The 12,225-nt window shown below is 68.9% G+C and carries 15 protein-coding genes; 3 read left to right on the forward strand and 12 right to left on the reverse strand.

The features are described from left to right. Positions 1 to 29: 29 nt before the first annotated feature. The 8 genes from DFR41_RS18905 to DFR41_RS18940 are packed head-to-tail and all read right to left on the reverse strand — an operon-like array spanning position 30 to position 6,816. Complete coding sequence (locus DFR41_RS18905) at positions 30 to 1,079, reverse strand: LacI family DNA-binding transcriptional regulator (RefSeq protein WP_244917803.1); 1,050 nt, start codon at positions 1,077 to 1,079, stop codon at positions 30 to 32. Continuing rightward, entirely contained in the window at positions 1,076 to 2,062 is a 987-nt protein-coding gene (locus DFR41_RS18910; RefSeq protein WP_114803886.1) for a 2-hydroxyacid dehydrogenase, read from the reverse strand. Before DFR41_RS18910 ends, DFR41_RS18905 begins: the two co-directional genes overlap by 4 nt. After that, positions 2,059 to 3,012 (reverse strand): sugar kinase, encoded by a 954-nt coding sequence (locus DFR41_RS18915; protein ID WP_114803887.1) that lies wholly within the window; start codon positions 3,010 to 3,012, stop codon positions 2,059 to 2,061. The genes DFR41_RS18910 and DFR41_RS18915 overlap by 4 nt, the downstream gene beginning before the upstream one ends. A gap of 34 nt (positions 3,013 to 3,046) precedes the next feature. Further along, a complete protein-coding gene (locus tag DFR41_RS18920) occupies positions 3,047 to 3,796 on the reverse strand; it encodes a sugar phosphate isomerase/epimerase family protein (RefSeq protein WP_114803888.1) in 750 nt (249 codons plus the stop codon). A 4-nt stretch (positions 3,797 to 3,800) separates the two neighbouring features. Beyond that, positions 3,801 to 4,577 (reverse strand): amino acid ABC transporter ATP-binding protein, encoded by a 777-nt coding sequence (locus DFR41_RS18925; protein WP_114803889.1) that lies wholly within the window; start codon positions 4,575 to 4,577, stop codon positions 3,801 to 3,803. A 41-nt stretch (positions 4,578 to 4,618) separates the two neighbouring features. Then, complete coding sequence (locus DFR41_RS18930; RefSeq protein WP_017762223.1) at positions 4,619 to 5,416, reverse strand: transporter substrate-binding domain-containing protein; 798 nt, start codon at positions 5,414 to 5,416, stop codon at positions 4,619 to 4,621. Between the two features lie 50 nt (positions 5,417 to 5,466). Further along, a complete protein-coding gene (locus DFR41_RS18935; protein ID WP_114803890.1) occupies positions 5,467 to 6,120 on the reverse strand; it encodes an amino acid ABC transporter permease in 654 nt (217 codons plus the stop codon). A gap of 24 nt (positions 6,121 to 6,144) precedes the next feature. After that, positions 6,145 to 6,816: an amino acid ABC transporter permease gene (locus DFR41_RS18940; RefSeq protein ID WP_017761095.1), complete on the reverse strand. Its 672-nt coding sequence runs from the start codon at positions 6,814 to 6,816 to the stop codon at positions 6,145 to 6,147. 375 nt (positions 6,817 to 7,191) lie between these two features. On the opposite strand from DFR41_RS18940, the gene DFR41_RS18945 reads away from it, so the two are divergent. Together DFR41_RS18945 and DFR41_RS18950 are read left to right on the forward strand one after the other, a co-directional pair. Then, positions 7,192 to 7,617, forward strand: a complete 426-nt coding sequence (locus DFR41_RS18945) for a hypothetical protein (RefSeq protein ID WP_147284394.1) — start codon at positions 7,192 to 7,194, stop codon at positions 7,615 to 7,617. A gap of 56 nt (positions 7,618 to 7,673) precedes the next feature. After that, positions 7,674 to 8,093, forward strand: a complete 420-nt coding sequence (locus DFR41_RS18950; RefSeq protein WP_114803892.1) for a BLUF domain-containing protein — start codon at positions 7,674 to 7,676, stop codon at positions 8,091 to 8,093. Between the two features lie 47 nt (positions 8,094 to 8,140). On the opposite strand, the gene DFR41_RS18955 is transcribed toward DFR41_RS18950, so the two are convergent. Genes DFR41_RS18955 through DFR41_RS18970 form a run of 4 tightly spaced genes read right to left on the reverse strand, consistent with a single transcriptional unit; the run spans position 8,141 to position 11,295 of the window. Next, positions 8,141 to 8,911, reverse strand: coding sequence for an OBAP family protein (locus DFR41_RS18955; protein ID WP_114803893.1), 771 nt, complete (start codon positions 8,909 to 8,911; stop codon positions 8,141 to 8,143). Between the two features lie 2 nt (positions 8,912 to 8,913). Beyond that, positions 8,914 to 9,771 carry an SDR family oxidoreductase gene (locus DFR41_RS18960; protein ID WP_211322626.1) on the reverse strand — a complete coding sequence of 286 codons (858 nt, stop codon included), beginning with the start codon at positions 9,769 to 9,771 and terminating at the stop codon, positions 8,914 to 8,916. Beyond that, complete coding sequence (locus DFR41_RS18965; protein WP_114803894.1) at positions 9,764 to 10,399, reverse strand: cysteine hydrolase family protein; 636 nt, start codon at positions 10,397 to 10,399, stop codon at positions 9,764 to 9,766. The genes DFR41_RS18960 and DFR41_RS18965 overlap by 8 nt, the downstream gene beginning before the upstream one ends. Further along, on the reverse strand, positions 10,396 to 11,295 hold the full coding sequence (locus DFR41_RS18970) for a manganese catalase family protein (RefSeq protein WP_114803895.1): 900 nt from the start codon (positions 11,293 to 11,295) through the stop codon (positions 10,396 to 10,398). Before DFR41_RS18970 ends, DFR41_RS18965 begins: the two co-directional genes overlap by 4 nt. A gap of 270 nt (positions 11,296 to 11,565) precedes the next feature. On the opposite strand from DFR41_RS18970, the gene DFR41_RS18975 reads away from it, so the two are divergent. Continuing rightward, positions 11,566 to 12,225, forward strand: coding sequence for a ferritin-like domain-containing protein (locus DFR41_RS18975; RefSeq protein ID WP_244917804.1), 660 nt, complete (start codon positions 11,566 to 11,568; stop codon positions 12,223 to 12,225).

Genomic DNA, 12,225 nt, shown 5'->3' on the forward strand with positions numbered 1-12,225 from the left:
TCATCGGGCCCGGGTCGCCGCTCGTTCGATCAGGCGGCCGACGAGCCCCGCACCACCAGCGTGCCCGGCAGCAGCAGCTCGCGCGCCGGGCCTTCCAGGCCCTGCATGCGCTCGATCAGGCAGGTGGCGGCGGCGCGGCCGAGTTCGTCGGTGGGCTGCGCCAGGGTGCTGAGGCCCGGGCCGACCAGCGAGGCCCATTCGGGCTCGTCGAAGCCGATGAAGCCCAGCTCCTCTCCGAACTCCCAGCCCAGTTGGCGCACGGCCTGCGCCACGCGCAGCGTGACCACCGAGTTGCCGGCCACCACCGCGGCACGGCGCGGTGCGCGGGCGCGCTTGCGCAGGCCGCGCAGTGCATCGCGCAGACCTTCGTCGTCGCCCTCGGCCATCTCGAACACCTCGCCCCGCACGCGCGGCGAGGCCTGGGCATGCGCCTCCATGCAATCACGGAAGGCGGCGGCCCGCTCGCGCCGGGTGCTCACGCCCTGCTGCGGCTCGGTCACGTAGAGCAGTTCGCGCCAGCCGCCATCGATGAGGTGGCTGCAGGCCTCAGCCATGGCGCCGCGGTTGTCGATGGAGACGAAGTCCGCCTCCAGTCCGTCATGCCGCCGGTCCACCAGCACGGCCGGCTTGCCGTGGGCGGCGATGGCCTCGACCACGCCGGTCCCGCGGCCCAGGGTGTTGAGGATGAAGCCGTCCACCTGGTAGCCGGCCAGGGCGTCGATGGCTTCGCGCTCGCGGCCGGCCTCGTTGCCGATGTTGAACAGCATCACCAGGTAGCCCGCGTCCTTGCAGGCCTTCTCGGCACCGCGCAGCACGGCCACCGAGAAGGGGTTGGTGATGTCCGCCACGATCAGCCCGATGAGCCGCGAGCGGCCGTGGCTGAGCGCCTGCGCCATCGGGCTGGGCACGTAGCCCAGCTCGGCGATGGCGGCTTCGACACGGGCCGCGATGTCGGGGCTGAGCAGGCGCTCGCGGTGGTTGAAGAAGCGCGACACCGTGGCCTTGGACACGCCCGCCACGCGCGCGACGTCCGAGATGGTGGGGCGGCCCGGCCGCACGGCCGGCGGCTGTGTGTTCATGAAGCCGCAGTGTCGTACACCGCAGCAGGGCGCCGGCCGGCCAATGCGTCCAGGAGGTTGCTCACGGCCAGCGCCGCCATGGCATGCCGCGTCTCGTGCGTGGCCGAGCCGATGTGCGGCAGCGGCGTCACCTTGGGGTGCGTGCGCAGGCGCGAGTCCAGCGGCAGCGGCTCGCGCGCGAACACGTCCAGGCCGGCGGCGCGCAGATGGCCGCTGTCCAGTGCGGCCAGCAAGGCCACCTCGTCCACGGTGGCACCGCGGCCGCCATTGATGAAGATGGCACCGGGCTTCATCTGCGCGAGCAGGGCGGCATCGACCATGCCCCGGGTCTGCGGCGTGAGCGGCAGCATCGCGACGACGAAGTCGGCGCGGTCCAGCAACTCAGGCAGCGGCGTGTGATGGGCGCGGCCCTGCAGTTCGGGCGCCTGCGCGGCCAGGTCCACCGGCCTGCGGGCGTGATACAGCACCGGCATGCCGAAGCCCAGCGCCGCGCGCCGCGCGATGGCCTGGCCGATGCGGCCGAAGCCCAGCAGGCCCAGCGTCTTGCCGTGCACGTCGAAGCCGAAGAGGTCTTCGCCGATGTTCCGGTCCCACCGACCTTCGCGCACCAGCGTGGCCAGCTCGACCACACGGCGGCTGGTGGCCATCAGCAGGGCGAAGACGGTGTCGGCCACGGTCTCGTCCAGCACGCCGGGCGTGTGGGCCAGCACGATGTTGCGGGCATGAAGCGCGGCCAGGTCGTAGTTGTCCACGCCCACCGACACGCTGGAGACCACCTCCAACTTGGGCGCGGAAGCGATCACACCAGCGTCGATGGGAAAGCTGGAGCCGATCAGGCCCTGTGCCTCGGGCAGGGCGGCGTTGAAGGCGGCGCGGTCCTTCTTGGGGTCGGCGAAGCTGACGTCGTGCGCGGCCTGCAGCCGCGCCATCTGGTCGGGCGGGAGCGCCCGGAACACCAGGACCTTCTTGCGTGCGTCGCTCACAGCCCTGCCTCCTGCAGCTGGGCCCGCGTGGGCAGGCCCTCGGTGTCGCCCAGCACCTGCACGGCGCGGGCACCGATCCAGGCGCCGCGGCGCACGGCCTCGGGCACGCTGCGGCCTTCGAGCAGGGCACTGACCACACCGGCCGCGAAGCCGTCGCCGGCGCCCACGGTGTCGATCACCTTCTCGACCGGGAAGCCGGGCACCCGGCCGCAGCCGGCGGTGGCGCTGTCGTAGTAGGCGCCTTCCGGCCCCAGCTTGACGACGACCAGCGAGGCACCGGCCTCACGGTAGAAGCGCGCGATGCCCTCGGGCGTGGCTTCACCCGTGAGCAGGCGGCCTTCCTCCAGGCCGGGCAGCACCCAGTCGGCCTTGGCGGCCAGCGCATTGATGCAGGTGCGCATGCGCTCGGTGCTGCCCCACAGGGTGGGCCGCAGGTTGGGGTCGAAGGAGATGCTGCGGCCCGCCGCGCGCATCAGGTCCAGCGTGCGGTGGGCGGTGGGCAGCGTGGTCTCGGAGACGGCCGCGAAGACGCCCGTGGCATGCAGGTGCCGGGCCGCGCACAGCCAGGCCTCGTCGATGTCCTCGGGCCGCATCTGGCTGGCGGCCGAGCCCTTGCGGTGATATTCGATGGGTGGATCGCTGCCGTCGGTGACGCGGCCCTTGAACTGGAAGCCGGTGCGTTGCGTGGCGTCGCACACCACATGCGAACAGTCGATGCCCTCGGCCTGCATCGTGGCCAGCAGCGAGCGGCCCATGGAGTCGGTGCCCAGCCGGCTGGCCCAGCCCACCTTCAGGCCCAGGCGTGCGAGGCCGATGGCGACGTTGGTCTCGGCGCCGGCGCTGCGCTTGTGGAAGAGCGTGGCCTGTTCGATGGGGCCGGGCTCGTCGGCCACCAGCAGCAGCATGGCTTCGCCGAAGGTGGCGACGTCGAAGGTGGGGGCGGTGGTCATGCGGGACGGTTCAGCGAAGGCTCGGGCGGGAGGTTCAAGCGGCGGTGCGCAGCTGGCGCAGGGCCGCGATCTCGGCGCGGGTGACGGCTGTCAGGTCGTCGCCGATCAGCGGGTATTCGATGGCATGGGGCACGTCGGCCGGCAGGGCGCGCAGCACGGCGCGCCAGGGTGCGGCCGATTCGGCCAGCGGCACCGCGACCCACTTGTCGGGCCGGCGCTGCACGCCCTTGGCATGCACGTAGCGCACACGGGGGGCCAGGGCCCGGGCGGCCTCCAGCGGGCATTCGCCCAGCCAGTGCCAGTTGCCCATGTCGAAGGTCATGCCCAGGTCCAGGCCGGCGGCCTGCTGGGCGTCGAAGAAGGCGAGCAGCGCGTCGAGTGTGCCGGCGGTGGGCGTCTGGTCGTTCTCGATCACCAGTTCCACCGGCGTGCGGGCCAGGGCCTCTCGCAGGGCTTCGAGCGATTCGCCGCTTCGCGTGGCGTGGAAGCCGCCGATGGCCATCTTGAGGCGGGGCGCATCGAGGGCGACTGCGCGGGCGAGGCCGGTCTGGAGCGCGGTCGTGTCGAGCTGCCCGTCGGTAGTCCACAGGCCTTCGGGGCTGGAGTAGACCGCGGCATGCCCCTTGAGCGCCGCCAGTTCGGACACGGGATTGCGCAGCAGCTCGCCACGCACCTCGACGCTGTCCACGCCGGCTTCATAGGCCAGGCCCGTGGCCCAGGCCTGGCCATGACGGCCCACCTCGGCCGCGCCGAAGGAGGAAAGAGAGATCAGGACGGAGAACATCGTGTCAGTGACCGGACGTCAGGATCTGGCCCAGGAATTGCCGTGTCTTCTCGTGCTGCGGATGGCCGAAGAAGGCCTCCGGCGTGCCCTGTTCGAGAATCTGGCCGCCGGCCATGAAGATCACGCGGTCGGCCACGCTGCGGGCAAAGCCCATCTCGTGCGTGACGCACAGCATGGTCATGCCGTCGTCGGCCAGGCCGATCATGGTGTCCAGCACTTCCTTGACCATCTCGGGGTCGAGTGCCGAGGTGGGCTCGTCGAACAGCATGATCTTGGGCGCCATGCACAGGGCGCGGGCGATGGCCACGCGCTGCTGCTGGCCGCCCGACAGCTGGCTGGGGTACTTGTTGGCCTGCTCGGGAATGCGAACCCGCGTTAGGTACTTCATGGCCACGGCCTCGGCCTCCTCGCGCGACATGCCACGCGAGCGCATCGGCGCCAGCGTGCAGTTCTGCAGGATGGTCAGGTGCGGGAACAGGTTGAACTGCTGGAAGACCATGCCCACTTCGGCGCGCACGGCATCCACGTTCTTGCCGCCGGCCGTCAGCTCGATGCCGTCGACCGTGATGCGGCCCTTTTGCACCGTCTCCAGCCGGTTGATGCAGCGGATCAGCGTGGACTTGCCCGAGCCCGAGGGCCCGCAGATGACGATGCGCTCGCCGGTGCGAACCGACAGGTCCACGTCGGTGAGCACCTGGAACTCGCCATACCACTTGCTCACCCCTTCCATGCGGATGATGGGGTCGCCCAGTTCATGGGGCGCGGCCACGCTGCTGTTCATCGTTCGGCTGCCTTGTGCGGTCGGATAGGGAAAGAAGCCAATCAGGAGTTGGGCAGGGCCGGGAAGTCCGTGCCCAGCCACTTCTGGTAGAGCTTGTTCAGCTCGCCGTTCTTCTTGTTGCGCTCGACGAACTCGTCCAGCGTCTTCTTCAGCTCGGGCTGGCCCGGGCGCATGGCGATGCCCATGACCTGCTGGCGCAGGTTGAACTTGTTCTCGAAGTTGCTGCCGGCGCGCTTGGCGATCTGCGCCGCCACGGTGGTGGAGCAGCCGATGGCGTCGACCTGGCCCGACATCAGCGCCTGCATGGCCGAGGCGTCGTCGTCGAAGCGGCGGATCTCCGTGCCCTCGGGCGCCACGGCGGTCAGCGACACGTCCTGCGTGCTCGCGCGGGCCACGCCCACGCGCTTGCCCTTGAGGTCGGCGGGCGACTTCATCTCGACCTTGCTGCTGCCGTACAGCACGATGGTGGCGGCGGCATAGGGCACCGAGAAGTCCACCTGCTTGGCGCGCTCGGGCGTGACGGCCAGCGAGGCGATCAGCAGGTCGACCTTGTTGGTCAGCAGGAAGGGAATGCGGTTGGGGCCGGTGACGGGCACGATGTTGGCCTTCACGCCCAGGTCCTTGGCGAGCAGCTTGGCGACGTCGGCGTCGTAGCCGTCGGGCTGGTTCTTGGCGTCGGTGGTGCCGTAGGGCGGAAAGTCCACCAGCATGCCGATGGTGATCTCGCCCTTCTTCTTGATGTCGGCCACGGACTGGGCCGAGGCCAGGGGCGCGAAGGCGGTCGCACAGGCGGCCAGGCCCAGGGCCAGGGCGGTGCGGCGGTGCAGGCGGATGTTCATGGAGGTCTCCTTGGGGTTGGACGGGACGGGGATGAAGAGAGGAGGCGCAGTCAGCGGGCGAGCGCCCGCGCGCGGCGGCGCTCCATGTGCGCAGCCAGCAGCGACAGCGGCCAGCAGATCACAAAGTACAGCGCGGCCACGGTGCTGAACACTTCCAGCGGCTGGAAGGTGGCGTTGTTGATGATCTGGCCGGCGCGGGTGATCTCGGTGAAGCCGATGATGGCCGCCAGGGACGTGCCCTTGATGATCTGCACCACATAGCCCACGGTGGGCGGCAGCGCGATCTTGAAGGCCTGGGGCAGCACCACGTCGCGCAGGCGGGCGGTGTACGACAGGTTGAGTGCCATGGCCGCTTCCCACTGGCCGCGCGGAATGGCCTGGATGCAGCCGCGCCAGATCTCGCCCAGGAAGGCGGCGCTGTTGAGGATCAGGGCCGCGCCCGCGGCGACCCAGGGGTTGATGTCCATCCCCAGCACGGGTGCGCCGAAGAAGATCAGGAAGAGCTGCAGCAGCAGCGGCGTGCCCTGGAACACCTGGATGAACACGCCCGAGGCGAAGAGCGCCGCGCGGTTCTCGCTGGTGCGCGCCAGCGCGACGATCAGGCCCAGGATGGCGCCGCCCACGAAGGCGATGGCCGACAGGGCCAGCGTCCATTGGGCCGCTTCGAGGATGAACAGGAATTCGGGAAAGCCGAAGGTACGCATGGTGGTCGTGTCCTTGTGCTGCCTTCAGCGGCGGTCGGGGTAGTGCAGCACGCGCTGGTAGATCAGCTTGAACAGCAGCGAGAAGAGCAGGGCGAGGCCCAGGTAGATGGCGGCCACGACGATGTAGATCTCGAAGCTGCGGAAGGTCTGCGACTGCAGCGTGGCTGCCACCGAGGTGAGGTCGTCGGCCGAGATCACCGACACCACGGCCGAACTCAGCATCAGCAGGATGAACTGGCTGGTCAGGGCCGGATAGATGGCCTTGAGCGCCGGCTTGATGATGATGAAGCGGAAGATCTCCCAGCCCTTGAGGTTGAGCGCGCGGCCCGCCTCGATCTGGCCCTTGGGAATGGACTCGATGCCGGCGCGGATGATCTCGGTGGCATAGGCGCCCAGGTTGACCACCATGGCCGTGAGCGCGGCCATGTAGGGCGACCAGCGCACGCCGATGACCGGCAGCGCGAAGAAAAAGAAGAACAGCTGCACCAGGAAGGGCGTGTTCCGGATCACCTCGATGTAGGCGTTGATCAGGAAGCGCAGCGGCGCTGGGCCGCTGGTCTTCCCCCAGGCGCACACCACGGCCACGGCAAGACCCAGCAGGGTGGCAGTGAGGGAGAGCTGCACCGTGATCCATGTGCCCTTGAGCAGCAGGGGCCAGGCGGCGAGCACGGCATCGAACTGGAACTGGTAATTCACGGGCGTTGGGCGCGTGGGCGCGCCGGTGTGTCTCCGATGACGGAAATTATGAAACCGGTTTCAGGGATTGTGTTCAGGGTTTGCCCTGAGGTGAAAGTGCCTCGCCACCCATGGAGACTCGCTGGAGCGAATCGCACGCCGGGAGGGCTCGACGGTCGAACATCTGAAGCGACTGAACGCTGGCGCGCTTGTGCTCAGACCCGATCAGGTCCGGAAATGCCAAAAGGCCACGACGCGCCGCGTCATCGTCGGCTGGATCGCGATGCGTGCGTCGACCGTCGCGACTTACTACAACGCAGGCGGCGACAGCCACTACGCAAGTAAGTTGGACTATGCGTGGGCCACCGTGCGTCGACGCAGGGCAGCACTGTGTCGTTGAAGCACTGGATCGGGGCAGTCCTCTTTTTCGTCGCCGGCGCAGCGGCGATGGCGGGGGGCACGGACAAGCCTTGGCAAGGGCGATTCGAGGGTACAGGTCGCGCCTGTTCCGGTGTGCTATCGCTCGACGCCGGCGTGTTGTCCTGGCGCTGGCGCTACGGCGCTTGCGCGGGCCGGCGGTACACGACGCTTCAGGGCATGCGTGAGGGCAATGCGGCTGGGCTGGTGGCACGGCTCTCGGGGTCGACCAGTGCTCGCTGCCCCTACCGAGTGATCGAAGTCGAGCAGGCAGACACCTACGCGTGGAACGTCAGCGGCTTCCCGTCTCTGGAGGCCTACGAGAACAGGGATCTGCCAGGCTGGCGGGATTCGCCCAGGCCTGACCGATACGTCTTCTCCTGCCTGATGACCAAGGTGCGGTGAGTGCCATACGCCCGCGCTCCCTTGGGATCCGCCGCGCCGGGCGTTAGCATGGCCGCGTGCTGTACCGCCTGATATATGTGAGCCGCGCACGGGCCTTCCGGTCCGACGATGTGGCGTCCATCCTCAAACAGTCGCGGGAGAACAATGCGCCCGCGGGCGTGACCGGTGCGTTGTGCCTGCTGGATGGCGTGTACATGCAGTACCTGGAGGGCCCGCAGGCCGCAGTGGAGCGCCTCTACGCCCGCATCCTGGACGACGACCGGCACCAGCAGGTCAAGTTGCTGGACCGCGGTCCGGCGCCGGCGCGGGTGTTCGCCGACTGGTCGATGGCACTGCTGGATTGGGACGAGCGCATCCGCGCGGTGTTTCTGCTGCACGGCATGCCGCATCCGCTGGACCTCTACGCCACGCCTTCCGATCAGGCGGCTGCGCTGTTTGGCGCACTCGCGCGCACGCCGGGCTGGGTGCCGCTGTAGGCGGATGCGACACCGCGGCCCCGGCGTCGCGCAGGGCGTCCCGGCGATCAGCGTGGGGCGTGGCCGGCGCCGGCCTCGGATGGGTGATGCCCGCGGCCCGTCGGGTCGGTGATCTGCAGCGGCGGTCCGCGCTGCCAGGCATCCGCACCCTCGGCGATCGGTGGCAGGGGCAATGATTCTCGCGACGCCCGCTTGCGGGTGCTGTCGATGCCCAATCGTTCGTCGCGTTCCTTCAGCAGTTCGGGCCGCAGCTGGCCGTCGGCGGTGAAGCCCATCATGAGCTGCGGCACGCCCACGGGGAGTTCCTTGTCCTGGTCGGTGTGCCAGGTATGAAAGGTCTTCCCGTAGGTATCGACCAGATCCTTCATCAACGCGGTCTCGGCCACGTCCGGAACACCGGGCGCCACCAGCTGGCCGGACTTGACCTCGTGCACATGGCTGTGCCACAGCGCCTTCTCGGCATCGGGGAGTCCCTCGAACAGGCGGCGGCTGACGATGTACTCCACGCCCATGATCTTCGCGTCGGCGCGGTTGCCGTCATAGATCACGCACTGGCTGACCTCGTCGTTCAGCCGACTGCAGTAGTGGTGCGCCTCCATCTGGCCGTCCATGCGGCCGCTGTAGAAGTGGAAGCCATCGAGGTACAGGTTCAGCGCCTGCAGCGGGGCCTTGCCCTGCAGGGCCGAGGCGCCGGTCTCCAGCATCAGGTCGGTGCTGCTGCGCGATTCGCCCGGCGCTTGAACGGGCGAGGGCGCTTCATGGTCGCCGCAGGCGCCCAACAGCAGCGCGGCGGCGAGAGCGGGAAGGCGGCGCGCCATCGCTAGATCAACGGCACGCCGCCGGTGACCGCGACCGTGGCGCCCGAGATGTAGCTCGCTTCGTCGGAGGCCAGCATCACGTAGGCCGCCTGCAGTTCCTTGGGCTGGGCGGGACGCTTCATGGGCGTCTGCTGGCCGAACGTGGCCACCTGCTCGGGCGGCATCGTCGAGGGAATCAGCGGCGTCCATACGGGGCCGGGCGCCACGCAGTTCACGCGGATGCCCCTCTCGGCCAGCAACTGGGCCAGCCCGCCGGTGAGGTTCTGGATCGCGCCCTTGGTCGCGGCATAGGCCACCAGCGTGGCATTGGGCTTGTCGGCGTTGATCGACGCGGTGTTGATGATCGAGGCGCCGGGCTTCATGTGCGGCACTGCGGCCTTGGCCAGGAAGAACATGGCGAAGACGTTGGTGCGGAAGGTGCGGTCGATCTCCTCTTCGGTCAACTCGTCCAGCGACTTGTGGCTCATCTGGAAGGCGGCGTTGTTGACCAGTACGTCGAGGCGGCCGAACTGCTGCACGGCCGCATCCACCAGCGAGCGGCAATGCGCCTCGCTGCGGATGTCGCCCGCGATGGCCAGGCACTGGCGGCCCTCTTTCTGTACCCACTCGCGGGTGACGCGGGCATCGCTTTCCTCTTCCTCCAGGAAGGAGATCAGCACATCTGCGCCCTCGCGCGCGAAGGCCAGGGCGACGGCGCGGCCGATACCGCTGTCGCCGCCGGTGATCAGTGCTACCTTGCCCTGCAGCTTGCCGCTGCCGCGGTAGCTGTCGGCGCCGAAGTCGGGCTCCGGGTTCATGCGCGATTCCAGTCCGGGGGGCTGCTGGGGCGGCGTGGAGGCCTGGGGCGTGGGTTCAGTCATTGGAGGGCTCCTGGCGGGTGGGTGGGGAAGGGGTGGGAGAAGGCGGCGTGTCTTCGAAGAGCACGCGCCAGGTGGGCGGTGCCTCGACCTTCCAGGTCTCGCGCAACTGCTGCAGAAGTACCTGATGCCGCGCGTCGCCCTGAGAGGCGGAGCAATCCGCCGGCACGATCGGGTCCAGCTCGCGCATGCGCGCGTCCGACACGGACATGAGTACGCACTGGTCACTGGAGACGCCCGCCAGCACCAGCCGCTGCACCTGCAGATGCTGCAACAGGAAGGGCATGGGCGTGCCGTGAAAGATCGAGTGCTTGGGCTTGAGCACGAAATAGTCGTCGTCGTGCGGGCGCATCAGGCGCGTGATCTCCGCGCCCGGCCCGTCCTGGGCCAGCGCCGCGTCGACCAGCGCATGGAAGTCCGAGCGCCAGCGTCCGCGGTTGTCGTTGGCATAGATGACCGGCACGCCGCGTTCGCGGCAGGCCTGGGCCAGCGCCGCAATGTCGGTGGCCACACGGCGGGCGTGCGGCAGCAGGTGCTCGGCATCCGGAAAGTCCCAGCCGCTGATCATGTCGATGATGACCAGCGCCAGGCCCCCCGGCGCTGCCGCGTCCGCGTCGTGCCTGTCGCTCACTTTTTGGTGGCCGCCGGCGGCGGGGTCACGCCGGCGCCCAGCTCGGCACCCGTGGTGGGGTCGATGTCGGTCCGGGACTGCGTGCGCGTCGCCATGGCGCGCAGGACTTCGGCATCGCCCTCGGGCAGCTCCACCGAAGCCCAGCCGGTGCGGCCGTCGACCGGTCCCGAGTCCTGCGTCATCGGCACGAAGTCCCAGTCCGGACCTTCGTTCCACGGACCCTTGAGATCGGCCTCGCCCTTGGACATGCGGAAGTACACACTGGTGAAGCGCGGGTCGCCAGGCAGCTTGCCTGGCGGGAAGTTGGGCTCGATGCTGTAGAGCGCCTTCTCGAAGGACTTCTGGTGCGCCACTTCGCGCGTCATCAGGAAGGTGAGGGCGTCCTTCACGCCCGGGTCTTCGGTCAGGTTGATGAGCCGCTCGTAGACGATCTTGGCGCGGGCCTCGGCCGCGATGTTCGAGCGAAGGTCGGCCGTGGGCTCGCCGATGGTGTCCACATAGGCGGCCGTCCACGGCACGCCCGCGGAGTTGACCAGCGGTGCGCCGCCGCCATAGAGCACCTGCGTCAGGTGGCTGTCGTTGCCCGCGCCGGTGATGGAGCGATACATCTCGCCCTGCTCGTCCACGCCTTCGGCCAGACGGCCCTTGGCGCCCTTGTTGAGCATGCACACCAGGTTGCCGATCACTTCGAGGTGACTCAGCTCTTCGGTGGCGATGTCGAACAGCATGTCCTTGCGACCCGGGTCGTCCTCGGCAATGGCCTGGGTGAAGTAGCGGCAGGCGGCGGCCAGTTCGCCCTGCGGCCCGCCGAACTGCTCCAGCATGAGGTTGGCAAGGCCCGGGTTGGGCATGCTGACATGCACGGTGTACTGCAGTCGCTTGTTGTGCGAGAACATGAAGAAGACTCCTGTGGGGTGATGGGATTGGAAGGGCCCTGCCATTGCAGGGGTGCCAGCGCACAGCGTTCGCAGGGCGGGGGCCGAGGCGTGTAGGTGAAGGCCCAGGTGCGAGTGGGAGCGGGCAGCCGGGCGTCGGCAGGCCTCTCCGTCGGCCAGGTTCGGGGCGCACACCTCGCGTCTGGCCGGCCGGGCGGAGGGACTCTTCCTACAGGGTGCGCGCCGATGCGCCCCAGGGTGGCGACTTCGACATCCAACGAGGACGCACCCATGAATCCCCACTCTGGCAAGGCTTTCGGCGTGGACCTGGCGCAAGAGTCGGCCGCGGGCGAGGAAGACCCGGGCGCGTCGCTCGACGGACTTGCCATGGGTGGCACCCCTGCCGACCCGCTTTCTCCCACCCCTACACGGAGCTTTTCGATGACCCATCCCGCCGAACACCTGATGGACTGGCTGCGCGACGCCCACGCCATGGAAGAGCAGGCCGAGACCATGCTGCAGACCGCCAGCGATCGCCTGCAGAACTACCCCGAACTCAAGGCCAAGATGCAGGCGCATCTGCAGGAGACGCGCGAGCAGGCGCGCATGCTGCGCGAGTGCATCCAGCGCCGGGGCGGCGACACCTCGGGCATGAAGGACATGGCCGGCAAGATGAGCGCCATGGTGCAGGGCCTGACGGCCAAGATGGCCGACGACGAGGTGATGAAGGTGGCCATGAGCTGCTATGCCTTCGAGCATTTCGAAGTGGCCTCGTACCGCATCCTGGTGGCGGCCGCCGAGATGGCGCAGGACACGCAGACCCGCCAGGTGTGCGAGGACATCCTGCGGCAGGAAGAGGCGACCGCCGCCTGGATGGGCGAGCGGCTGGGCGTGCTGACGCAGGAGTTCCTGGTGCTGTCGCAGGGCGCTGGTGCCGAGGCCAAGCGCTGA

The organism is Pseudacidovorax intermedius, assembly GCF_003350475.1.
Taxonomy (GTDB): domain Bacteria; phylum Pseudomonadota; class Gammaproteobacteria; order Burkholderiales; family Burkholderiaceae_C; genus Xenophilus; species Xenophilus intermedius.

Coding starts and splice junctions, on each gene's coding strand:
- DFR41_RS18905 (WP_244917803.1), bottom strand. CDS start 1,079: ATGAACACACAGCCGCCGGCCGTGCGGCCGGGCCGCCCCACCATCTCG.
- DFR41_RS18930 (WP_017762223.1), bottom strand. CDS start 5,416: ATGAACATCCGCCTGCACCGCCGCACCGCCCTGGCCCTGGGCCTGGCC.
- DFR41_RS18955 (WP_114803893.1), bottom strand. CDS start 8,911: ATGGCGCGCCGCCTTCCCGCTCTCGCCGCCGCGCTGCTGTTGGGCGCC.
- DFR41_RS18915 (WP_114803887.1), bottom strand. CDS start 3,012: ATGACCACCGCCCCCACCTTCGACGTCGCCACCTTCGGCGAAGCCATG.
- DFR41_RS18920 (WP_114803888.1), bottom strand. CDS start 3,796: ATGTTCTCCGTCCTGATCTCTCTTTCCTCCTTCGGCGCGGCCGAGGTG.
- DFR41_RS18925 (WP_114803889.1), bottom strand. CDS start 4,577: ATGAACAGCAGCGTGGCCGCGCCCCATGAACTGGGCGACCCCATCATC.
- DFR41_RS18960 (WP_211322626.1), bottom strand. CDS start 9,771: ATGACTGAACCCACGCCCCAGGCCTCCACGCCGCCCCAGCAGCCCCCC.
- DFR41_RS18975 (WP_244917804.1), top strand. CDS start 11,566: ATGAATCCCCACTCTGGCAAGGCTTTCGGCGTGGACCTGGCGCAAGAG.
- DFR41_RS18970 (WP_114803895.1), bottom strand. CDS start 11,295: ATGTTCTCGCACAACAAGCGACTGCAGTACACCGTGCATGTCAGCATG.
- DFR41_RS18935 (WP_114803890.1), bottom strand. CDS start 6,120: ATGCGTACCTTCGGCTTTCCCGAATTCCTGTTCATCCTCGAAGCGGCC.